Annotated in this window: 17 protein-coding genes and 1 pseudogene; 10 read left to right on the top strand and 8 right to left on the bottom strand. The window is 73.1% G+C overall.

All coding sequences use genetic code 11. The annotated features are described in order from the left end of the window. Positions 1 to 95 precede the first annotated feature (95 nt). The 3 genes from MM438_RS05595 to MM438_RS05605 all read left to right on the top strand — a co-directional run bounded on the left by MM438_RS05595 (position 96) and on the right by MM438_RS05605 (position 2852). Entirely contained in the window at positions 96 to 659 is a 564-nt protein-coding gene (locus MM438_RS05595; protein WP_241451533.1) for a YbhB/YbcL family Raf kinase inhibitor-like protein, read from the top strand. Between the two features lie 187 nt (positions 660 to 846). Then, complete coding sequence (locus MM438_RS05600) at positions 847 to 2283, top strand: GuaB1 family IMP dehydrogenase-related protein (protein ID WP_241451534.1); 1437 nt, start codon at positions 847 to 849, stop codon at positions 2281 to 2283. Positions 2284 to 2330: 47 nt separating this feature from the next. Further along, a complete protein-coding gene (locus tag MM438_RS05605; RefSeq protein ID WP_241451535.1) occupies positions 2331 to 2852 on the top strand; it encodes a P-loop NTPase family protein in 522 nt (173 codons plus the stop codon). Positions 2853 to 2986: 134 nt separating this feature from the next. Here MM438_RS05605 and MM438_RS05610 read toward each other — a convergent pair whose 3' ends face one another. From MM438_RS05610 to MM438_RS05635, 6 genes are all read right to left on the bottom strand, one after another. Further along, positions 2987 to 4009 carry a PT domain-containing protein gene (locus MM438_RS05610; RefSeq protein ID WP_241451536.1) on the bottom strand — a complete coding sequence of 341 codons (1023 nt, stop codon included), beginning with the start codon at positions 4007 to 4009 and terminating at the stop codon, positions 2987 to 2989. A 294-nt stretch (positions 4010 to 4303) separates the two neighbouring features. Then, positions 4304 to 5749, bottom strand: a complete 1446-nt coding sequence (locus MM438_RS05615; RefSeq protein ID WP_338155507.1) for a sugar porter family MFS transporter — start codon at positions 5747 to 5749, stop codon at positions 4304 to 4306. 85 nt (positions 5750 to 5834) lie between these two features. After that, positions 5835 to 6641 carry a TrmH family RNA methyltransferase gene (locus tag MM438_RS05620; RefSeq protein WP_241451538.1) on the bottom strand — a complete coding sequence of 269 codons (807 nt, stop codon included), beginning with the start codon at positions 6639 to 6641 and terminating at the stop codon, positions 5835 to 5837. Positions 6642 to 6771: 130 nt separating this feature from the next. Further along, positions 6772 to 7980 (bottom strand): SPFH domain-containing protein, encoded by a 1209-nt coding sequence (locus MM438_RS05625; RefSeq protein ID WP_241451539.1) that lies wholly within the window; start codon positions 7978 to 7980, stop codon positions 6772 to 6774. A gap of 3 nt (positions 7981 to 7983) precedes the next feature. Further along, positions 7984 to 8445 (bottom strand): NfeD family protein, encoded by a 462-nt coding sequence (locus MM438_RS05630; protein ID WP_241451540.1) that lies wholly within the window; start codon positions 8443 to 8445, stop codon positions 7984 to 7986. Positions 8446 to 8526: 81 nt separating this feature from the next. Next, entirely contained in the window at positions 8527 to 9312 is a 786-nt protein-coding gene (locus tag MM438_RS05635) for an ABC transporter ATP-binding protein (RefSeq protein ID WP_241451541.1), read from the bottom strand. 42 nt (positions 9313 to 9354) lie between these two features. Between MM438_RS05635 and MM438_RS05640 the strand changes: the two genes are divergently transcribed. Further along, entirely contained in the window at positions 9355 to 10116 is a 762-nt protein-coding gene (locus MM438_RS05640) for a hypothetical protein (RefSeq protein ID WP_241451542.1), read from the top strand. 114 nt (positions 10117 to 10230) lie between these two features. After that, a complete protein-coding gene (locus MM438_RS05645) occupies positions 10231 to 11103 on the top strand; it encodes a hypothetical protein (RefSeq protein WP_241451543.1) in 873 nt (290 codons plus the stop codon). Between the two features lie 42 nt (positions 11104 to 11145). On the opposite strand, the pseudogene glgA reads toward MM438_RS05645, so the two are convergent. Further along, a pseudogene (glgA, locus tag MM438_RS05650) lies at positions 11146 to 12341 on the bottom strand (glycogen synthase). An 87-nt stretch (positions 12342 to 12428) separates the two neighbouring features. Here glgA and glgC point away from each other — a divergent pair. The 4 genes from glgC to cphA all read left to right on the top strand — a co-directional run bounded on the left by glgC (position 12429) and on the right by cphA (position 18542). Beyond that, positions 12429 to 13682, top strand: coding sequence for a glucose-1-phosphate adenylyltransferase (glgC, locus tag MM438_RS05655; RefSeq protein WP_241451544.1), 1254 nt, complete (start codon positions 12429 to 12431; stop codon positions 13680 to 13682). Between the two features lie 117 nt (positions 13683 to 13799). Beyond that, positions 13800 to 14519, top strand: coding sequence for a phosphoserine phosphatase SerB (gene serB, locus MM438_RS05660; RefSeq protein WP_241451545.1), 720 nt, complete (start codon positions 13800 to 13802; stop codon positions 14517 to 14519). Between the two features lie 113 nt (positions 14520 to 14632). Then, entirely contained in the window at positions 14633 to 15529 is an 897-nt protein-coding gene (locus MM438_RS05665) for a cyanophycinase (RefSeq protein ID WP_241451546.1), read from the top strand. A gap of 181 nt (positions 15530 to 15710) precedes the next feature. Continuing rightward, positions 15711 to 18542 (top strand): cyanophycin synthetase, encoded by a 2832-nt coding sequence (cphA, locus tag MM438_RS05670; RefSeq protein ID WP_241451547.1) that lies wholly within the window; start codon positions 15711 to 15713, stop codon positions 18540 to 18542. A gap of 154 nt (positions 18543 to 18696) precedes the next feature. Here cphA and MM438_RS05675 read toward each other — a convergent pair whose 3' ends face one another. Beyond that, positions 18697 to 20925 carry a tetratricopeptide repeat protein gene (locus MM438_RS05675; RefSeq protein WP_241451548.1) on the bottom strand — a complete coding sequence of 743 codons (2229 nt, stop codon included), beginning with the start codon at positions 20923 to 20925 and terminating at the stop codon, positions 18697 to 18699. 204 nt (positions 20926 to 21129) lie between these two features. Between MM438_RS05675 and MM438_RS05680 the strand changes: the two genes are divergently transcribed. Beyond that, on the top strand, positions 21130 to 22860 hold the full coding sequence (locus MM438_RS05680; protein WP_241451549.1) for an ABC-F family ATP-binding cassette domain-containing protein: 1731 nt from the start codon (positions 21130 to 21132) through the stop codon (positions 22858 to 22860). The last annotated feature ends 138 nt before the right edge of the window (positions 22861 to 22998 follow it).

A 22998-nucleotide genomic window follows, 5' to 3' on the forward strand; every position in this document is an offset into this window, starting at 1 on the left:
GCAGTGATGCTAGGCGAGCGACCCGCCCCGCCGACAGCGGTTTTCGCCGTCGCCGGGGTCGTGCGACCGGGCGTCGTGCGGCATAGGGTCGGGCCATGAGCTCACTCGACCGACCCGTCGCCCCGGACCCCTACGAGCTGCTCCCCCAGGTCGGCTCGTTCACCGTCACCAGCGCGTCCTTCCAGGACGGCGCCACGATGACCGACGCGCAGGCCTTCGACTCCTGGGGCATGGACGGCGACAACGTCTCCCCTCAGCTGTCGTGGAGCGGCGCCCCTGCCGGGACGCGGGGGTATGCCGTGACCTGCTTCGACCCGGACGCCCCCACGCCCAGCGGGTTCTGGCACTGGCTGCTCGTCGGCCTGCCCGCCGACTGCACCGAGCTGGCCGAGGACGCCGGCGCCGAGCACGGACGCACGCTGCCCGAGGGCGCTTTCATGATGGCGAACGACTACGGCCTCAAGGCCTTCGGCGGGGCGGCCCCGCCGGCGGGCGACCGTCCGCACCGTTACCTGTTCGCGGTGCACGCGCTGGACACCGACGACCTCGGCCTCGACGACACGGCGAGCGGTGCGGCCACGGGCTTCACCATCGGCGCGCACACCCTGGCCCGCGCGGTGATCACCGGGATGTATGCCGTCCCTGCCGGGCGGGACTGAGCCCTTCGCCGCCCACCTGGACGCCCTACGCCTGGACGCCCTACGCCTGGACGCCGCACGACCGAGCCGCACGCCCGAGGGGTGCGCCCGAGGGGTGCGGCTCGGTCGTCGTCCTGGGTGGGCTCGCCGTGGCAGGAGCATCGCGCTCGCCGGGTGCGCCTCGGCGTGTCGCCCTAGACTGCCGCGGGTGCGCTTCCTCGACGATCAGCAGCCGACCCTCGACCTGACCTACGACGACGTGTTCATGGTCCCGGCCAGGTCGTCGGTGACCTCCCGCCTGGACGTGGACCTGTCCACCGACGACGGCAGCGGCACCACGATCCCCCTGGTCGTCGCCAACATGACGGCGGTCGCCGGGCGGCGGATGGCCGAGACGGTGGCCCGCCGCGGCGGTCTGGTGGTCATCCCCCAGGACATCCCGGTGGACATCGTGGCCGAGGTGGTCCGCGACGTGAAGTCCCGTCACCTCGTCTACGACACCCCCATCTCGGTCAAGCCGCACCACACCTGTGGCTATGCGCTCGGCCTGCTGCCCAAGCGCGCCCACGGGGCCGCCGTGGTGGCCGTCGAGGACCGCCCCGTGGGGCTGGTCACCGAGGCGGACCTGATCGGCGTCGACCGGTTCACCCAGCTGTCGGAGGTGATGAGCACCGAGCTGCTCACCCTGCCCGAGGGGATCAGCCCGCAGGATGCCTTCGCCCGGCTGCACGAGGCGCACCGCAAGCTCGCGCCCGTCGTCGGGGCCGACGGTCGTCTCGTGGGCATCCTCACCCGCCAGGGCGCGCTGCGCGCGAGCCTCTACTCTCCCGCGACCGACTCGGGCGGCCACCTGCGGATCGCCACGGCCGTCGGCATCAACGGCGACGTCGCGGGCAAGGCCGCCGCCCTCGTCGACGCGGGAACGGACCTGCTGATGGTGGACACCGCCCACGGTCACCAGGACAAGATGGTCGAGGCGCTGCGAGCCGTGCGCTCGACCGGCCTGCAGATCCCCGTCGTGGCCGGCAACGTCGTCTCCGCCGAAGGGGTCCGCGACCTGGTCGAGGCGGGTGCCGACATCGTCAAGGTCGGCGTCGGGCCGGGCGCCATGTGCACCACCCGGATGCAGACCGGTGTCGGCCGCCCCCAGTTCAGCGCCGTGCTCGAGTGCGCCGCCGCCGCCCGCGAGCTCGGCCGGCACGTGTGGGCCGACGGCGGCGTCCGTCACCCCCGCGACGTCGCCCTGGCGCTCGCCGCGGGCGCGTCCAACGTGATGATCGGCAGCTGGTTCGCCGGGACCCTGGAGTCGCCGGGCGACCTGCAGCGGGACGCGGACGGGCGGGGTTACAAGGAGTCCTTCGGGATGGCGTCCAAGCGCGCCGTCGCTCACCGCACCGCCGCCGAGTCGAGCTACGACCGGGCCCGCAAGGCGCTCTTCGAGGAGGGCATCTCCGCCGCGCGCATGTACGTCAACCCCCAGCGCCCCTCCGTCGAGGACCTGGTCGACGAGATCATCTCCGGCGTGCGCTCGGCGTGCACCTATGCCGGGGCCCGATCGTTGGCGGAGTTCCACGACCGCGCGATCGTCGGGTTGCAGAGCTCGTCGGGCTATGCCGAGGGACGCCCGCTGCACCAGTCGTGGTGATGCTCGGCCCGGACGACCCGCTCCCGCGGCGTCCGCGGCGCATCACGGTGGCTGGCACGAGCGGTGCCGGCAAGACCACCACGGCCGTCGGGGTGGGGGCGGTTCTCGGCATACGGCACGTGGAGACCGACGCCCTGCACCACGGCCCGGGCTGGGTGCCGCGCCCCGAGTTCCTCGACGACGTGCGCGATCTCGTGGCGGGCGAGGACTGGGTCTGCGAGTGGCAGTACGCCACCGCCCGGCCGCTGATCCTGGCCCGCGCGGACCTGATGGTGTGGGTGGACCCGCCTGTCGCCGTGGCGATGGTCCAGGTCGTCTGGCGCACGCTGCGGCGCCGCGTCACCCGCCAGGTGCTGTGGAACGGCAACGTCGAGCCACCGCTGGGCACCGTGCTCACCGACCCCGACCACGTCGTGCGCTGGGCCTGGCGCACTCGCCGCAAGGCGACGCGCCAGGTGGCGCAGGCGCAGCGGGACCGGCCGGACCTGGTGGTCGTGCGGCTGCGCTCCCGACGTGCGCGGGCTCGGTGGCTTCGCGGCCCGCTCGCCCGAGCCATGGCCGGCCGCTGAGACAGAGGCCACGTCCCTCACGACACGGAGGTCGCGCCTCGCGTGGCACAGGGGCGCGCCCCTCGTCCGCAGGGGGGCAGGACGAGGGGCGCGCCGATCTGGGGTGACGACCGTCCGGTGACGGTCGAGGGGTGTCAGCCGACGCGGACCACCGAGTCGGTGATGCCGGACATGACCGAGGGGGCCGCGGGAGCGAGCGGCTTGGTGGGCAGGCTGGTGGGCATGTCCGTGGGGGCCGGGGTGGGCACACCGGTGGGGACGTCGGTCGGGGTGCCGGTGGGCAGGTCGGTGGGAACCTGCGTGGGGGCGTCGGTCGGGGTGCCGGTGGGGGTGTCGGTCGGGACGCTGGTCGGCACGTCGGTGGGCTGGGGGGTCGGGGTGGCGGTGCCCGTGGGGGTGGGCTTGGGCGCCGGCTGGAAGGGGCCCTTGGGCTTCTCGCACCACGGGATCGGGACCCACAGGGCCTTGATGACCAGACCGTCGTCGGTGCGGCAGGACTTGACGACCTTGGTGGCGACGGCGATGGCGCCCAGGACGGCACCGATGATGGCAGAGGCCTCGGGGGCGATGACCACGCCGATGGCGGCGAGGAGGGACAGCAGCTTGCTGACGTTCTGGGTCTTCTCCAGGCCCATGATCAGCTGGTCGGCGGCGACCTTGTCGAGCGTGAAGGTCATGCCCCACCAGGACGCCTGGAAGGTCGCGTGCTCACCCATGGGGAGCACCTTGCTCGTCATGCCGTCGGCGACGGCCTGGGAGCCCATGACCTGCTGGCGGTTGTAGCCGTGCAGCTGCAGCTCGCGGCGCTGCTTGTCGATGAGCATGTTGGCCTTGGTGACGGCGTTGGTGGCCGCCCAGGCGCGCTTGGCGTCGTCGAAGTAGCGGGCCGCGGGGATGCTGGCCTTGAAGTGGCCGTCCGCCTGCAGCGTGATGAACTGGTTGTAGTCCTTGACCACGGACTCGTCCAGGTTGGCGACGTCGAAGGTGCCGGTGACGCGCTGGCCGGACCCGAAGGCCGAGGTGCGGACGGCGGTCAGGCCGGACGTCTTGGGGGCCGTGGGCTCGCCCGCGGCGGGCGCGGCCGAGGCGACGGACATGGGGGCGAGTGAGACGGTGAGCGCGGTGGCCACACCGGCCGCGATCAGGGGGGTGCGCATGGGTCGGACTCCTAGAGGCTGGGGACGACGACAGCGGACGACGACGCCCGCATGGGTGAACCCCACCAGAAGCCCCACCACCTGCGCTACCCCTGGGTAGGGGACCTTTCTGACCGCTGACCTGCAAAGTCACGCTCTGGTCTCGGATGGGTGCAGGCTGCATCGGCCAGCCCGCCGGTCGGCACGGTGGGTGCAGGGGCCACCGCACCGCGTGAGTAATGAACGTTCAAGGGTAGGCGACTTCCTAAATGTGATCTTCGTCACATAAGGGGATGCTGAGAGGTGCCGGGATCCTCAGGAGGGTGCGGCGACCGGGGCCGGGCCGGTCAGCCCGAGCCTGGCCTCCATCTCCTCCAGCGGGACCCCCTTGGACTCGGGCATGACCCGGAGCACCCAGACGAGCTGTCCGACCATGCACAGGAAGAAGATCGCGAAGGCCGTTCCCCCGCCGAGTGCCCCGATGACCGGCGGGAAGAAGGTGGAGGTCAGCCAGGCGAAGACCCAGTGGGTCAGCGAGCCCAGCGACTGACCCCGCCCGCGGATGCGGTTGGGGAAGATCTCGGAGATGAACACCCAGATCACCGCCCCCTGGCCGAAGGCATGGGCGGCGATGAAGACCAGCAGCCCGGCGAGCACGAGGACCGACGAGGTCGACGTGAAGTGACCTCCCTGGACGTTCTCGTAGTAGAACATCAGCGCGGACAGGAAGCCCAGGGAGACCAGGTAGCCGATCGACCCCACGAGCATCAGGCGGCGTCGCCCGAAACGGTCGATGACGGTGAGGGCCGCCATCGTGGCGACGAGGTTCATGAAGCCCACGGCGACCGACATCAGGAAGGCCGCGTCCGTGCTCGCCCCGGCCTTCTTCATCACCTCGGGGGCGTAGTAGAGGATCGCGTTGATCCCGGACATCTGGTTGAACATCGCGATGGTGAACGCAAGCAGGATGACCTTGCGGTGCTCGCGCTGGAAGAACGGCACGTCCGTGTCGTTGGTCGCCTGGGCGAGGGAGGTCCGGATCTCCTGCACCTGCAGGTGGGCCTCCTCGGGGGTCTGGGTCAGCCGGCCGACGACCTCCCGCCCCTGCTCCTCGCGCCCGTTGGCCATCAGCCACCGGGGAGTCTCCGGGACGGTGGCCAGCATCAGCAGGAACACCGCGGCGGGCACCGCCATGACCCCGAACATCCAGCGCCAGTCGGTGGCCTCGTCGTGGACGAGGAGGCGGACGAGGTAGTTGGACAGGTAGGCCAGCAGGATCCCGAGGACGATGTTGAACTGCACCAGCCCGACCAGGCGACCGCGCACCCGGGCCGGGGCGATCTCGGCGGTGTAGATCGGCGCGCAGACCGACGCGGCGCCCACGCCGATGCCGCCGAGGAAGCGGAAGACCGAGAAGCTCACCACGCCGGACGCGAAGGCCGAGCCCAGCGCGCCGACGACATACAGGAGACCGATGGCGAAGAGCACCTTCTTGCGACCGAAGCGGTCGGCCGGGGTGCCCGCGGTGAGAGCGCCCAGGATGGTGCCCAGCAGGGCCATGCCCACCGCGACCCCGAGCGCGGTGTCCGACAGCGCGAACTGGGTCTGGAGCGCGTCGGTGGCGCCGGAGATGACGGCCGTGTCGAAGCCGAAGACGAGGCCGCCGAGAGAGGCGACCAGGGCACTGCGGATCACGAGGGGTCTCATCTGCCCAGGCTGCACCGTCGTCTGCCTGTCCGCACCTCGAGACCCTTGTGGCACAACGGTGTTGGCGCTCTCGTGACCTGCCGGGCAGTATGCCGAGACGCGGCTCGCGCCGTGGCCGGGACCGCGGCCGGCGCCGGGCTCAGGGGCGCAGGGCCCACATCGCCACGGCGGAGGCCGCTGCGACGTTGAGCGAGTCCACGCCCCCGGCCATCGGGATCCGCACCACCGTGTCGACCGTGGCCACCGTCCGGTCCGACAGGCCGTCGCCCTCGGTGCCGAGCACGACCGCGAGCCGCGGGGGCGGGTCGGCGGCCAGCTCGTCCAGGCTCACCGAGTCCTCGGACAGGGCCATCGCCGCGACCTGGAAGCCGTGCTCCCGCAGCAGGCCCACACCCCCGGGCCAGGGGTCGATCCGGGTCCACGGCACCTGGAAGACCGTGCCCATCGACACCCGGATCGAGCGGCGGTAGAGCGGGTCGGCGCACCGCGGGGTGACCAGCACGGCGTCCACGCCCAGCGCTGCCGCCGACCGGAAGATCGCCCCGACGTTGGTGTGGTCGACGATGTCCTCGAGCACCGCGACCCGTCGTGCGCCGGCGAGGACGTCCGCCACCGCGGGCAGCGCGGGGCGCTGCATCGCGGCGAGGGCACCGCGGTGGAGCGTGAATCCGGTCAGCTCGCGGATGATCGGGTGAGCGCCGACGTAGACCGGGACGCCCTGCTCCTGCGCGTCCTGGACCAGGTCGGCGAGGTCGGTGAGCCAGCGCTCGGCCATGAGGAAGGAGCGCGGCCGGTGCCCGGCGGCGAGGGCCCGGCGGATGACCTTCTCCGACTCGGCCATGTAGAGCCCGCGCTCCGGCTCCGAGCGGCGTCGCAGCGCCACGTCGGTGAGCCCCACGTAGTCGACGAGGGCGGGGTCGTCGGGGTCGGTGATCCAGGTCGGCATCCGCCGATTCTAGGGTCGCCGCCGGACCTGGGGTCGGAGCGCGCAAGATCGGCCGCCATCGGCATGCCCGAGCACGACGACACCCGGCCACCAGCAGGTGACAGGGTGTCGCTCGATGCCGTATGCCGGGTCAGCGGCCGTCGGGCTCGCCCTCGCGCTGCGGCGCCGCCTGGGCGGGGTCGAGGGGCTGGCCGCCGTGGACGTCCTGCTCCGGCGTGGGGGCCTCGACGGTGTCCGAGATGGCCTCGGAGGTGAAGCCCCCGGCGCTGCTCCCGGCCGCGGCCCGACGGCCGAGACCGCGCGTGCGGTCGTGGCCCTCCACCTCGCGCTCGGTGGCCTCGGCCTGGCTGCGCGCCTCGCGCAGGGCCTCCGCGGGGTCCTGCAGCTGGGTGTCGCGGAAGGCGTCGTCGGGGCTGCCGGGCGTCGGGGTCCACGGGTTGGGGTCGGGCGTCCAGTCGCTGCCGTCGCCCTTGTCGTTGCCACCCAGCGCCGACCCGATGCCCTTGAGGGCCTCGGTCAGCTCGGACGGGATGACCCACAGCTTGTTGGCGTCGCCGCGGGCGAGCTGGGGCAGCACCTGGAGGTACTGGTAGGCCAGGAGCTTCTGGTCCGGCTTGCCGCGGTGGATGGCCTCGAAGACCTGGGAGATGGCGCGCGCCTGACCCTGCGCCTCCAGGATGCGGGCCTGGGCCGAGCCCTCGGCGCGCAGGATCTGGGACTGCTTCTCACCCTCGGCGGTGAGGATCTGGGACTGCTTGACTCCCTCGGCGGTGAGGATCGCGGCGCGCCGGTCGCGCTCGGCACGCATCTGCTTCTCCATCGAGTCCTGCACCGAGTGCGGCGGGTCGATGGCCTTGAGCTCCACGCGGTTGACGCGGATGCCCCACCGGCCGGTGGCCTCGTCGAGCACCCCGCGCAGCTGGGCGTTGATCTGGTCGCGGCTGGTCAGCGTCTGCTCCAGGTCCAGCGAGCCGATGACGTTGCGCAGGGTGGTGACGGTGAGCTGCTCGATGCCCTGGATGAAGTTGGCGATCTCGTAGACCGCGGACTTGGCGTCGATCACCGAGTAGTAGATGACCGTGTCGATGGACACCACGAGGTTGTCGCTGGTGATCACCGGCTGCGGAGGGAAGGACACCACCTGCTCGCGCAGGTCGATGTTGGCGCGCACCTTGTCGATGAACGGCACCAGCATGTGGAAGCCGTCGTTGAGGGTGCGCGAGTAGGACCCGAGGCGCTCGATGATGAGCGCCGTCTGCTGGGGAACGATCTTGACGGTGCGCGCGATGAGGATCACCGCGAACGCCACCAGGAGCCCCAGGACGATCAGAGTTTCCATGGCTCAGAAGCCTTCCGGGGCGGACGGGTCGGTGACGACGACGGTTGCCCCCTCGATGGAGACCACCCGGACCTCGTGCCCGGGCGGTATGGCGGGGTGCCCGGGCCGCGTGCGTGCGGTCCACACCTCGCCGGCGAGCTTGACCAGCCCGCTGGTGGCGGTGACGGTCTCGGTGACCAGCGCCGCACGCCCGATGTGGGCGGCGGTGCCGATGCTCCGGTCAGGGGCGACGGCCAGGTGCCGCTTGACCAGCGGACGCACCGCCCCCAGCAGCACGATGGCCACGACCACCGCGACCACCACCTGGGGCGGGAAGCCCAGGCCCGCCGCGGCGGCGATCGCCCCTGCGAGCGACCCCCCGGCGAGCATCAGGAAGAAGAAGTCGACGGTGGCGGCCTCGACGGCGCCGCAGATCAGCGCCAGCCCCACCCAGGCCAACCATCCGTTGTCGGCGAACCACTCCATGCCTGCCCCTCCTGCTCTGCGGACGGGAACGGATCCCGCCTCGCACCTGGGACGTCGCCGGGCCGCCTCAGGTTTCCTGCGTCACTGCCTCGCGCGCGCCGCCCAGCGGTCGCCGTGCTGCTCGAGCACCAGGTCCAGCCCGAAGGTGTCGGACAGGGCGGCCTCGGTGAGGGTGATCTCGATCGGACCGGCGGCCACGACCATCCCGTCGCGCAGCAGCAGCACGTCGGTGAACCCGGGAGGGATCTCCTCCACGTGGTGGGTGACCAGGACCAGCGCGGGGGACGTCAGGTCCTGCGCGATCTGGCCCAGGCGGCGCACCAGGTCCTCGCGCCCGCCCAGGTCGAGCCCGGCCGCGGGCTCGTCCAGGAGCATCAGCTCGGGGTCGGTCATCAGGGCGCGGGCGATCTGCACGCGCTTGCGCTCCCCCTCGGACAGGGTGCCGAAGGTGCGCGCGGCCAGGTGCCCCACCCCGAGGGCGGCCAGCAGCTCGTCGGCGCGCTCCGCGTCCAGGCGGTCGTAGCTCTCGCGCCAGCGACCGATCACGGCGTAGGACGCGGTCAGCACCACGTCACGGACCCGCTCGTCACCCGGGATCTGCTCCGCCGTCAGCGCGCTCGCCAGCCCGATGCGGGGCCGCAGCTCGAACACGTCGACCCGCCCGAGGGTCTCGCCGAGCACCGTGGCCCGGCCGCTGCTCGGGTGCATGCGCGCGGCGGCCAGCTGCAGCAGCGTGGACTTGCCGGCACCGTTGGGCCCCAGCACCACCCAGCGCTGCCCCTCCTCGACCTCCCAGTCGATCCCCTCGACCAGCGTGGTGTCGCCCCGTCGGACCGTGACATCGTCGAACTCGAGGACATCGCTCATGGCTCGACCCTATCCCCCGCCCCGGTGCCTAGGATGACCGAGATGTCCGAGCTGCCCCTGTCGTGTCGCCTCGCCCTGTGGGCGACGAGCGCGTATGCCGGAAAGGTCTCCCTGGAGCGAGCGCTCGTCGCCGCGGCGGCCGACCTCGACCGGATGACCGGCGCCGAGGCCGTGCGGGACTGGGGCGAGCTGGGCGAGCGGGTCGTCGTGGTCTCCCTGCCACGGGCGGGCGCCGTCGCCTCGGTGCCCCGCGGCAACCCCACGCTCGTCGGTGCGGCGGCCGAGGCGGGCGAGCTGGTCTGCTCCCCCGCCCTCGGGGCGGCCCTGGTGCCGACGCTCGCGCCCTACGGGCCGCCCGGCGACCAGGGCTGGGCGGCGTCGTTCACGGCATACGACTGCGACCCGATCCCCATCCACCGCCTGGAGATGCTCTCGGTCCGGGAGGCCGAGCGCACCCTGCAGGACGAGATCGCCCAGGTGGCAGCGGTCCTCGCCGACCTGGGGCCGGTGTGGGGCGAGGCCGCCCGCGACGCCGCGGACGCCGCGCTGGGCGCACCCCGCTGGGGCCTGCCCGACGGGCTGCCCGCGCGCGGGGTGCAGCTGATGACGCTGGCCGCGACGGTGGGCCGGATCGCCGACCTCGGCCTGGGGGCGGGCGACCCCTCGCTGGTGAGCGTCCACGCGGTCCGGCGGCACTCGGCCCTGCAGCGGCTCCAGCGGGCGGCCGACGAGGCCCTGGAGACCGCCACCACCGTGTGCGCCCTCGCCGTGGCGGGCTACCTCCCGGCCGACCGCCTGCCCTGACGGCCGAGGTCGCCCGCCGGTCCTCTCCCCGGGGTGTCGGCGCGGGCGCCCGGGCCGCCGGCGTCGGTGAGAAGTCGCTGGCAGAGCACGATCTCGCCGGATACGGTGACGGCCATGAGCATCACCGTGGACGACTGGCGTGCTCTCGCCCGCAGCGCTCCCTGGCTGTGGCAGACCCTGCGCTGCGTGGTGACGCCGGCCCCGGGCGACGAGTTCGAGGGATACGCCGAGCCGATCCGGGTGTGGACCGGACGCGAGGCCGGGCTGCGGGTCGAGTCCCTGCAGGGGCGGGTGCACCAGGTGGATCGGAAGACCGGGCACCCCCTGCCCACCCGATTCAGCACGGCGCCCGTGCTCGACGGACCGCCGCCACGGGGATACATGCCGGGGGTCTACGTCGAGCAGCCGCGCAGCGCGGCGCAGCAGGCGTTGTACGAGCGGGAGCAGGTCGAGCTGGCGGCCGAGCGGGAGGCGCGGCTCGCCGCCGTGGTGCGCCGGCCCGACGGGCTGGTCGCGGACCGGGTGGGCACCCACCGCGAGCTCGACGTCTGCCTGATCTCGTCATACCTCTGGGTCGCCGTCATGGACCCGCACGAGCTGACGGACGGGTGCGACCCCGAGGACGTGGTCGACCGGGACGGGACGCGGGTCGAGGACGTCCGGGTGCTCGAGCACCGGGGGCGGGAGACCTGGGCGGCGACGGTGACCCCGCTCGACAGCTACGACCCGCACTGCTCCTGCTGCCCCCTCCTGACGGGGCGCGCCGCGGCCGAGCTGATGGTGCGCACCGGCGAGTCGGACGAGCCGGACCCGCAGGGGGCGACGCGCTTCGAGGTGTGGCTCGACCGCGCCACGGGGGTGGTGGTGCGGCTGCGGGCCCTGGACGGACGGCAGGAGGGTGACGGCTTCGACCTGGAGATCGAGGCGGTCGACGAGCCCCTGCCCGCAGGCCTGCCGGGGGCGGTCGGACCCGCCGGGGAGACGTGAGCGGGCGGATCCGACGACCGGCGGCAGGTCTGCGGGGGTGGGTCAGCGGCGGGCGAGGACCTGCTCGTAGACCGCCATGTCTTGTCGCCGATGGCGTGCCAGGAGAAGTGCTCGACGGCCCGGCGGCGGCCGGCGCGCCCCCTCTCGCGGGCGCGCTCCACGTCCGAGACGGCCTCGGTCAGCGCGGCAGCCAGGTCGGCCACGAAGGTCTCCTCGTCGAGCGGCGTCCCCGAGCCGTCCTGCACCTGCTCGACGGGCACCAGCCAGCCGGTCTCGCCGTCCACGACGACCTCCGGGATCCCGCCGGTCGCGGTGGCGACGACCGCGGCCTCGCAGGCCATCGCCTCGAGGTTGACGATCCCCAGCGGCTCGTAGATCGACGGGCACGCGAACACCGTGCACGCCGTCTCCAGCGCCACGATCTCGTGCCGCGGCAGGTGCTCGGCGATCCAGACGACGCCGTCGCGACGGGTCTTGAGGTCGTCGATGAGGGCCGTGACCTCCGCCTTGATCTCCGGGGTGTCCGGGGCGCCGGCGGCCAGCACCAGCTGCACGCCCTCGGGCAGTCGCGCGGCGGCCTTGACGAGATAGGGCAGACCCTTCTGCCGGGTGATCCGCCCGACGAAGCACACGAAGGGCTTCTCCGGGTCGATGCCGTACTTCGCGAGGACGGCGGGGTCCGCGGCGGGCCTCCAGTCCTCGGCGTCGATGCCGTTGTGCACCACGTGGACCCGCTCGGGGTCCAGGGAGGGGTAGCAGCGCAGGATGTCGGCGCGCATCCCGGCGGACACGGCGATGATCGCGGCCGCGCCCTCGTAGGCCGACCGCTCCACGAACGACGACAGCGCGTAGCCGCCGCCGAGCTGCTCGGCCTTCCACGGCCGCAGCGGCTCGAGCGAGTGCGCGGAGATGACGTGCGGTATGCCGTGCAGCAGGCCCGCGGTGTGCCCGGCGAAGTTGGCGTACCAGGTGTGCGAGTGCACCAGGTCGGCGCCCGCCACGTCGGCGGCGATCCGCAGGTCGGTGCCCATGGTCACCAGGGCCGCGTTCGCGCCCGCCAGCTCGGCCGGGTCGTCATACCCCGTGGTGCCCTGCTCCTCGCGGGCCCCGCCGAAGCACCTGACCTGCACGTCGACGTCGCCGCGGGCCCGCAGGGCGCGAGCCAGCTCGGTGACGTGCACGCCTGCCCCGCCGTAGACCTGCGGGGGATATTCCTTGCTCACGATGTCGACTCGCACGGGACGAACCTAGCCGCAGCCGGGCCCGATCGCGCGCCCAGGGGGTCAGCCGTCACCACGCCCAGGACCGCGCAATAGGCTGAGGTCATGTACAACCGTCGCGGTCACAAGAAGGTCCTTGCCATCGTCCTCGCGGGGGGCGAGGGCAAGCGCCTGATGCCCCTCACCGCCGACCGGGCCAAGCCGGCCGTCCCCTTCGGCGGGTCCTACCGCCTCATCGACTTCGCCCTGTCCAACGTCGTCAACAGCGGCTACCTCAAGGTCGTCGTGCTGACGCAGTACAAGTCGCACAGCCTGGACCGTCACGTCGCCCAGACCTGGACGATGTCGACGATGCTCGGCAACTACGTCACCAACGTCCCCGCCCAGCAGCGGATCGGCAAGGAGTGGTACCGCGGCAGCGCCGACGCGATCTACCAGTCCCTCAACCTGATCCGCGACGAGGACCCGGACATCGTGGTCGTCGTCGGCGCGGACCACGTCTATCGCATGGACTTCTCGCAGATGGTGGCCCAGCACGTCGACACCGACGCGGCCTGCACGGTCGCGGCGATCCGGCAGCCGATCCAGCTGGCCGACCAGTTCGGGGTCATCGACGTCGACCCGCAGGACCCGCGGTTCATCCGCGAGTTCCTCGAGAAGCCGCAGAACCCCGTGGGCCTGCCCGACGCCCCGCACGAGGTGCTGGCCTCCATGGGCAACTACGTCTTCAGCACCGAGGCCCTCGTCGAGGCGCTGCACACGGACGTGGAGCGCGAGGACACCAAGCACGACATGGGCGGCGACATCGTGCCGGCCTTCGTCGACCAGGGCTCGGCCTGCGTCTACGACTTCAAGGACAACGACGTCCCCGGCACCACCGAGCGCGACCACGGCTACTGGCGCGACGTCGGCACCATGGACTCCTACTACGACGCGCACATGGAGCTGTGCTCGCTCGACCCGGTGTTCAACCTCTACAACAACGAGTGGCCGCTGTTCACGCACATGCCGTCGATGCCCCCGGCGAAGTTCGTGACCGGTATGGCGTCGCGCGCCGCCCAGGTCACCAACTCCATGGTCTGCGCGGGGAGCATCGTGTCCGGCGCGGAGGTCTCCACGTCGGTCCTGTCCCCCGGTGTCCGGGTGAACTCCTACGCCACCGTGGAGGGCTCGGTGCTCCTCGACGGGGTGCACGTCAACCGCAACGCCACCGTCCACCGCGCCATCCTGGACAAGGGGGTCGTCGTCCCGCAGGGCGTCATGGTCGGCGTCGACAAGGACCACGACCGGCACCGCGGCTTCTACGTCACCGACTCGGGGATCACCGTGGTCGGCAAGGGGGTCCACGTCCCCCAGTGACCTGGCGTCCACCCACCGGCCGGTCGCCCCGGCCGGACGGGCAGGTGCGCCGGAGGCGCCGCACGCATCGCGGACAGCCCGTCGCCCGCGCGGCGGGCTGTCCGTATCGTGACGCGGGTGACCGCCCCCGACCTGCCCGCCCGCGTGGTGCTGCGCGACCGCGCCGCCGTCGACCGGACCCGCGCCGCGCTGCGCGAAGGGCCGCTGCTGCTGGTCAGCGACGTGGACTCGACGCTCGTCCAGGACGAGGTCATCGAGCTCCTCGCTCGGCACGCGGGCACCGAGGCCGAGGTGGCCGCGGTCACCTCGGCGGCGATGCGCGGCGAGCTGGACTTCGCCGCCAGCCTGCACGCCCGGGTGGCGACGCTGGCGGGGCTGGACGTGGCGGTGCTCGACGCGGTGCGGGCCGCGGTGCGGGTGACGCTCGGGGCCCGGGAGCTCGTGGCCGCGGTCCACGCGGCGGGCGGGGTCGTCGGGGTGGTGTCCGGGGGCTTCCTGGAGGTGGTGCAGCCGCTGGCGGACACGCTCGGCCTGGACCACGCCCACGCCAACCGGCTCGAGGTGGCGGGCGGGCGACTCACCGGCCGCGTCCTCGGCGACGTGGTGGACCGGGCGACCAAGGCGCGCATGCTGCTGACCTGGGCGCAGGCTCACGGCATACCGCCGGAGCGGACGATCGGGGTGGGCGACGGCGCCAACGACCTCGACCTGGTCGCCGCCGCCGGTCTCGGGGTGGCCTACGCCGCCAAGCCGGCCCTCGCCGAGCGTGCCGACGTGTGCCTGCCGGGGCCGCGGCTGGACGACCTGCTGACGGTCCTCGGGCTGCCCGCCGCGTGAGACCAGGAGGGTGAGGGTCGTCTCACCCAGCGGCGCGGCGGGCCGGAGGCCTCACGCGCGGGTCCTACTGTGGGCGCTGCCCATTCCCTCCGACACCGGGAGCTGATCTGCGCATGTCCGCCCAGCCGGATGCCGTCCCCCATCGCTCGCTGCTCGTCATCGGCGGGGCCGAGGACAAGATGGGCCGGGCCACCGTGCTCCGGCGGTTCGTCCGGCTCGCCGGCGCCGAGGCGGCCCGGATCGTGGTGATCCCCTCGGCCTCGTCCTTCGCCGACGAGGCGAGCGAGGTGTATGCCGACGTGTTTGAGCGGCTCGGGGCGAGCGGCACCACCGCGGTCGACGTGCAGAGCCGAGCCGAGGCCGACCGCACCGGCGAGGGATCACCTGCTGAGATCATCGACCAGGCCACCGGCGTGTTCATGACCGGCGGCAACCAGCTCAAGCTCGCCCAGCTCGTCGGCGGGACCGAGATGCACCGGGCGATCACCCGAGCCTACGAGCGGGGCGCCGTGATCGCCGGCACCTCGGCGGGCGCCTCGATCATGAGCCGGTTCATGATCTCGATGGGCGACGAGGGCATCACCCCGCGGCAGCGGTCCAGCCAGCTGACGGCGGGCTTCGACCTGCTGCCGGACGTGATCGTCGACCAGCACTTCGCGCAGCGGACGCGCTACGGCCGGCTGCTGTCCCTCGTCGCGGGCTCCCCCGCGCTGCTCGGCATGGGCATCGACGAGGACACCGCCGCCGAGATCACCGACGGCCGCACGCTCACCGTGATCGGGGCCGGCGGCGTCTTCCTCGCCGACGCCCGCCGGGCCGTCACCGACGCCTACGAGGCGGCCGAGGACGCGCCCCTGCTGGTCAGCGGCGCCGTGGTCCACACGCTGCCCGCGGGGGCGACGTTCGACCTGCAGACGGCGACGCTCGTGTCCTTCTCCGAGATGCACCCCGACGTCGACGTGCGCCGCTCCGCGCGGGAGCACCCCGACGGCACCCGTCCGGTGGCCTGAGACAGGCTTCCCCGGCATACCGCCTGGTGCGGACGAGCCTGGGACGCAGGGCCGGTCCGGGACGGCGTGCGAGGCGGGGCCGGGCCCTGACCGGCCCCGTTCCGTCCTGTCTCCGGGCGTGTCTGCCGCGTCCCAGGGGGGACGCTACGGTGGGTCCTCCACACCTGACACGGAGGCCTCGATGGATCGCGCCCGCCCCACCCCTTCGGCACCTGCCCGGCCCGAGCTCCGGGTCGTCTCGCAGCGTGTCTACCGCGGGCCCAACGTCTGGTCCTACGACCAGGCCGTGCACCTCGTCGTCGACCTCGGCATCCTGGAGGAGTACCCCACCGACCTGCTCCCCGGCTTCACCGAACGCCTGATGGAGCTGCTCCCGGGCCTGCACCACCACACCTGCTCGGTCGGGACACCCGGCGGCTTCGTCAAGCGGATGACGGACGGCACCTGGCTCGGCCACGTCACCGAGCACGTCGCCCTGCAGCTGCAGCAGGAGGCAGGCCACGACCTGCGCCGCGGCAAGACCCGGTCGGTGCGCGGCAAGCGGGGGCAGTACAACATCATCCTCGGCTACCTCGACGAGACGGTCGCCCTCGCCGCCTGCGCCCTGGCCGTGCGGCTCGTCAACCACCTCGTGCGGGCGGAGGAGGGCTTCGACTTCGCCGAGGAGCTCGACGCCTTCCTGCGCGTGGCGCAGCGTCAGGCCTTCGGCCCGTCCACGATGGCGATCCTGGAGGAGGCCGTCGCCCGCGACATCCCCTGGCAGCGGCTCAACCGTGGCTCGTTGGTCCAGCTCGGGCAGGGCGTGCACGCCAAGCGCTTCCGCGCCACGATGACCGGGCTCACCAGCGCCCTGGCCGTGGACATCGCCTCCGACAAGGACCTGACCGGGCAGCTGCTGGCCTCCGCCGGCCTGCCGGTGCCCAAGGCCGAGTTGGTCGGCGACGTCGAGGCGGCGGTCGAGGCGGCCCGCGGCATCGGCTATCCCGTCGTCGTCAAGCCGCTCGACGGCAACCACGGCCGCGGGGTCTGCCTGGACCTGCGCGACGAGGCCGCGGTGCGCGATGCCTACCCCGTCGCCGAGCGCGAGTCCCGACGCGGTCACGTGCTCGTCGAGTCCTTCGTGACCGGCAAGGACTATCGCTGCCTGATCATCGGCGGCCGGATGCAGGCCATCGCCGAGCGGGTCCCGGCCCACGTCGTCGGCGACGGCCAGCACACCGTGGCCGAGCTCGTCGAGCGCACCAACGCCGACCCCCGCCGCGGGGTCGGCCACGAGAAGGTCCTCACCAAGATCAAGGTCGACGACGCCGCCGTCGAGCTGGTGCATGCCCAGGGCCACGAGATGGACTCGGTCCCGGCCCGCGACGAGGTGATCAAGCTCGCGCTCACCGCCAACATGTCCACCGGTGGCATCTCCATCGACCGCACCTGGGACGCCCACCCCGACAACGTCGACATCGCCGAGGAGGCCGCCCGGGTCATCGGGCTCGACGTCGCGGGGATCGACTTCATCTGCGCGGACATCACCGAGCCGGTCCGCGAGACCGGCGGCGCCATCTGCGAGGTCAACGCCGCTCCGGGCTTCCGGATGCACACGCACCCGACGATCGGCGAGCCGCAGTTCATCGCCAAGCCCGTCGTGGACCTGCTCTTCCCGCCCGGCTCGCCGTCGCGGGTGCCGATCGTCGCCGTCACCGGCACCAACGGCAAGACCACCACGAGCCGGATGATCGCCCACATCTTCAAGGGTCTGGGGCGCAAGGTCGGCATGACCTCGACCGACGGCGTCGTCATCGACGAGCGCCTGGTCATCAAGGCCGACGCCTCCGGGCCGCGCTCGGCGCGGATGGTGCTGCAGAACCCGCGTGTCGACCTGGCCGTGATGGAGGTCGCGCGCGGGGGCATCCTGCGCGAGGGGCTCGGCTACGACCGCAACGACGTCGCCGTCGTCACCAACGTCGCCAACGACCACCTCGGCATGAAGGGCATCGACACCCTCGAGCAGCTCGCCGCCGTGAAGCGCGTCGTCGTCGAGGCGGTCCCCCGGGACGGCTTCGCGGTGCTCAACGCCGACGACCCGCACGTGCGCGCCATGCGCCGGCGCTGCTCCGGCTCGATCGTGTGGTTCTCGCTGGCCGCCCCCGGGTCGGAGGAGCGCACCATGATCGACGAGCACTGCCGACGGGGTGGTCGCGCCGTCGTGCTCGAGGAGACCGAGCGCGGCGAGATGATCGTCATCCGCCAGGGCCGCCGATCCATGCAGCTCGCGTTCACCCACCTGCTGCCCTCGACCTTCGAGGGCACCGCGCGGATGAACGTCGCCAACGCCCTCGCCGCCGCGGGCGCGGCCTTCGCGCTCGGGGCGCCGCTGCAGGAGATCCGCCAGGGGCTGCGCACGTTCACCACCTCCTACTACCTCTCCCCCGGCCGGATGAACCTGATGACCGTGCGCGGCGCCCAGGTGATCGTGGACTACTGCCACAACGCGGCCGGCATGCGGATGCTGGGTGACTTCGCCCAGCGGTATGCCGACCAGCTGCAGGAGCGCGCGCACCGCGGCCCGGTCCGGCGCATCGGCATGATCGCCACCGCCGGCGACCGCCGCGACGAGGACATCATGGAGCTCGGCTCCGTCGCCGCGAAGTACTTCGACACCATCCTGGTCCGCGACGACGACAACCTGCGACGGCGGGAGCCCGGCGAGCAGGCCGATCTGGTGGCCCAGGGGATCCGTCAGTCCCAGGAGGCGGGCGACGCGCGCTGCACGAGCGTGGAGATCATCCTGGACGAGAGGGATGCCACCGACCGGGCCATGCAGCTCGCCCGTCCCGGGGACCTCGTCGTCCTGTGCGTGGACAAGCACGCCGGCGTCATGGAGCGGCTCGAGCAGCACACCAAGCAGGCGATCTCCCGCGGCGACAACGAGCAGGACGGACCGGCCTACGACCCGGACTTCGTGCGCAAGGACGACGAGGCCGCGGCGGCAGCCCCGGAGGGTGCCGCACGCGCCTGAGCAGCGGCATACCGCCTGAGAGGAGCGGGTCATCTCGACGGAGGTGGCCCGCTCCCGGCGTGGGGGGACCGGCCCGGGGCGCACGTCGTGAGCGGCGAGCGGAAAGAGAACGCGCAGTGGTGCCGAAGGTGGTGCGAGGGGAGCCGTCGGGCGGTCAGACGGCGGCGAGGGCGGCCGCGCGGAGCTGCTCGACGGCGTGGTGCAGCGCGTCGCGGTAGAACTCGTCCTCCTCGGTCACCGACCGCCGCAGCAGCGCCTCGACGAGGTTGCCGACGGCCGTCCCCGGCATGCCGGCCTGGAGCTGGGCGAGGGCGAGCAGCGCGACGTAGGCGCCCGTGTCCTGCCGTCGGGGGTCGACGGTCGCGAGGAGCTCGATCGCGTCCTGGGGCCGGCCGAGCCGTTGCAGCGAGGAGGCCTCGTTGATGATGGCACGGGTGGCCTGGGGCTCGTCGAGGCCGACGGCGCGGGCGCGGTGGTAGAGGTCGATGGCCTCCTCCTGGTCGCCGGCGCTGTCGCGGTAGGTCCCGAGCTCGAACAGGAGGCGCCCGTCGTCGGGTGTGACGGCGAGCAGCTGCGCGATGCGGTGGGCCTTGTCCGCGGCGGTGAGGTCGGCGTCGGCGCGCAGGGCCCGCAACGCGTCCTCGTGCTCGTGCTCCCCGCGGGCCCGGCGGACCTTGGCGCGGGTGGCGGCAGGGGTGTCGGGGCGGGCGCCGTGGTCGCGCAGCCAGGCGTCGAGGGTGGTCCAGTCGGCGTGGGTCATGATGGCGACCACGTCGCCGGGCCCGGCCTGCGGGAGGATTCCCTGGAGCCCGTCGAGCTCCTCGGGATAGGAGTCGACCTCGGCGACGCCGACGCGGGCCAGGCCGATGCGCAGGTGCTCCTCGAGGTCCTCGCGGGTGCGGCCGCGCAGGTAGTGCTCCTTGTGCACCACGTGGACGACGTCGGCGCTGGAGCCGGCCATGGCGCCCATGCTCTGCAGGATCTCGTCGGTGCGGTCGCCGCCGGTGCCGAGCCCGAGGTGGAAGCGCGCGCCGGGGCGGGTGAGGCCGCGGGCGACCTCGACGAGAGCCTGCAGCCCGTCCTCGTTGTGGGCCATGTCGAGGATGACGGTGACGGTGCCGCCCGAGGGGACCTTGACGGTGTAGCAGTTGAGCCGACCGGGGTTGTGCTCCCCGTCGGGCGCGAAGCTGCGCAGCCCCTCGACGACGGCCTCGCGCGGCACCCCGAGACCGAGGGCGGTGGCGGTGGCGGCCAGGGCGTTGGCGGTGTTGTGCCGGGACAGCCCCGCGAGGGTCATGGGCACGTCGGCGAGGGCGACCAGCCGGTCGACCTGGCCGTCGCGGTCCAGGACGGCGATGCCGTCGTCGAGCACGGTGATGCCTCGGCCGCCGTCGTCGACGGCCTCGCGCAGCGCCGGGGACGAGGGGTCGAGGCTGAACGCCCAGGGCTTGGCCTCGGTGCCGGTGCGCATGGCCCACACGCGCGGGTCGTCGCCGTTGAGGACGGCCCAGCCGTCGGGGCGGGTGACCTTGGTGACGATGGCCTTGACCTCGGCGAGCTGGTCGACGGTGTCGATGCCCTGCATCCCGAGGTGGTCGGCGGTGACGTTGGTGACGACGGAGACGTCGTTGTGGGTGACGCCCATGCCCTTGAGGAGCATGCCGCCGCGGGCCGTCTCCAGGACGGCGAGCTCGAGCCCCCGACTGCCGAGGACGGTGGCGGCGCCGGCCGGGCCGGAGAAGTCGCCGGCCTCGACGAGCTCGCCCTGCACGAACACCCCTGAGGTGCTGGACCATCCGGTGCGGATGCCTGCCGTCATCGCCATGTGCGCGACCAGGCGCGTGGTCGAGGTCTTGCCGTTGGTGCCGGTGATGGAGGCGACCGGCACCTTGGGCGTCAGCGTGGTGTGTCGCTCCCCCGGCGCCGCGGCCGCGATCCGGTCCACGGCCTCCTCCAGGAGCTCGGCGGCCGTGTCCTCGTCGTCGACGAGCAGGGACCGCAGGACCGGGCCGAGCTCCTCGGCCAGGGCGACCCCCCGCCCACGTCGCTGCCACGGGAAGGCGACGACGACCTCCTCGGGACTGTTGCCGGGGCGGGTCTTGGTGGCCAGTCCCCGTATGCCGGCGCCTGCCGCGAGGCGCCGCACCAGCCGCCGGACGAGTCGCTGCGCCACCTGCTGACGCTCGAGGGTGTGGGCGCGTCCGGGGTCGGCCTGGCGCAGGCCGAGGCGGGCGGCCAGCGCGCGCGCCCGGGGCCGGTGCAGCTCGAGGATGCCGGGCACCTCCAGGACGACCTTGACGGCCGGTCGCGGGAAGTAGAGGTTGGGGCCTTCGAGCACGCGGACCTCGGTCACCGTGATCGGCGGCGACGCGTCGTGAGTCATGCGCTCCACCATAAGGCTTGCCCCGGAGGACGGCGCCGGTCCGTCGCCGCCTCCCGGCATACGGACTGGTGGCCCGCGAAATCCCCTCGGCGGGCGGTCCGCCGGGGGCTAGGATCGGCCTCGTGATCCTCTCCTGACGTCGAGCCCCGCCACGCGCCGTGGCCCTGTGCCCCGCGTGGCTCCGCACCGTCTCGGAGACCTCGCATGCCTGCTCCCCTGCACACCTCCGCCGCGTCCGGCGCCGACCACCTGCGCCTGGACGGGGTCTCGCACTCCTATCCCCACCGCCGGGTGCTGACGGACGTCTTCCTCGTCGTCAGCTCCGGCGAGATCGCCTGTCTCATCGGGGAGAACGGCTCCGGCAAGTCCACGCTGCTGCGGATCGGGGCGGGCCTGCTGGTGCCCGACGCCGGGGTCGTGACGGCTCCCGGCGGCGTGGGCCTGTATCACCAGGAGCCGCCCTATCCCCGTCACCTGTCGGTGGCGGAGGTGCTCGAGGACGGCACCGCCCCGGTGCGGGCCCTGGCCGCGCTGGTCGAGCGGGAGGGGCAGGCCCTGGCGGACGGCGACGCGCAGGCGGCGGGCCGCCTCGACGCGGCCCTGGTGGCGGCCGAGCGGCACCACGCGTGGGACCTGGACCACCGCGTCGACCGGGTCGTGGAGGGGCTCGGGCTGCGGGCGATCCCCCGGGACCGGCGCGCGAACGAGCTGTCGGGCGGCCAGGTCTCGCGGCTCAGCCTGGCGTGGCTGCTGCTGCGTGCGCCGGACACGCTGCTGCTGGACGAGCCCACCAACCACCTCGACGCGGCGGCCACCGAGCTCCTCGCCGAGCTGCTGCGCGGCTGGTCGGGGCCGGTGGTGATGGCGAGCCACGACCGGGCGTTCATCGACGAGGTGGCCACGGTGCTGGTCGATCTGGACCCGGCTCCGGTGGCCCACGCGGTGGTGGCGGGCGACGCGGACTCGCCCGGATCCGGTCATGGCGTCACGCGCTTCGGCGGAAGCTACACGGACTATCTGCAGCGGCGGCGCGAGGAGCGGGCGCGCTGGGTGCTGCGGCACCGCGACGAGCAGGCCGAGCTGCGGCGGCTGCGGGAGCGGGTGCGCCTGGACCAGAGGGTGGGCAACCCGGAGCGCGGGCCACGCACCGAGGGCCGGGGCGCCAAGAAGTTCTATGCCGACCGCAACGCCAAGGTCGTCGCCCGACGGGTCGACGACGCGGCCACGGCGCTGGAGCGGCTGGAGCGCGAGCAGGTGCGGCGACCGCCGGCGGCCTTGTCGTTCCGCGGGTTTCGCGAGGCCGGGTCGGTGCGGCTGGACGGCCCGGTGCTGGTCGCGAGCCAGGTGGCGGTGGCCGGGCGGCTGGCCCCCATCTCGCTGGCCGTCGGCGCCCGCAGCCGGGTGCTGGTCACCGGGGGCAACGGGTCGGGCAAGTCCACGCTGCTCGCCGTCCTGGCGGGGGCGCTGGTGCCCACGTCGGGGTCGGTGACCTGCGAGGCGCGCGTGCGGGTGGGCCTGCTCCGCCAGGATCCGACCTCGCCGGGGCGGTCGGATCCGCCGGGCCTGATCGAGCAGGCGGATCCGACCATCGGCGGCAGGTCCGGGGTGACGGTGCGGGAGGCGTATGCCGCCGCGGTGGGCCCCGAGCTCGCGCAGGAGGTCCCCCTCTCGGCGCTCGGCCTCGTCGCGGGTCGCGACCTGGACCGGCCCGTGGCCGCCCTCAGCGTCGGGCAGCGCCGGCGCCTGGACCTCGCCGTCCTGGTGGCCGACCCGCCGGACGTGCTGCTGCTCGACGAGCCCACCAATCACCTGTCGCTGCTGCTCGTCACCGCGCTCGAGCGGGCGCTGCCGGACTACCCGGGCGCGGTGGTGGTCGCCAGCCACGACCGGTGGCTGCGGGCGGGGTGGTCGGGCGAGCAGCTCGACCTCTGCTGACCCGGCCCGCCCTGCCGCGAGCCGTCCACCACCCGCGAGCCCGCTGCCGGTGTGCCCGACCCGGCGAGGACGGGCCAGGCTGGCCCTGTGGCACGTTCAAAGAGGGGTCTGAACGTACTCCTCGGGGCCAGCCTGGCC

Source organism: Arsenicicoccus dermatophilus (genome assembly GCF_022568795.1).
GTDB classification, from domain to species: Bacteria; Actinomycetota; Actinomycetes; order Actinomycetales; family Dermatophilaceae; genus Arsenicicoccus; species Arsenicicoccus dermatophilus.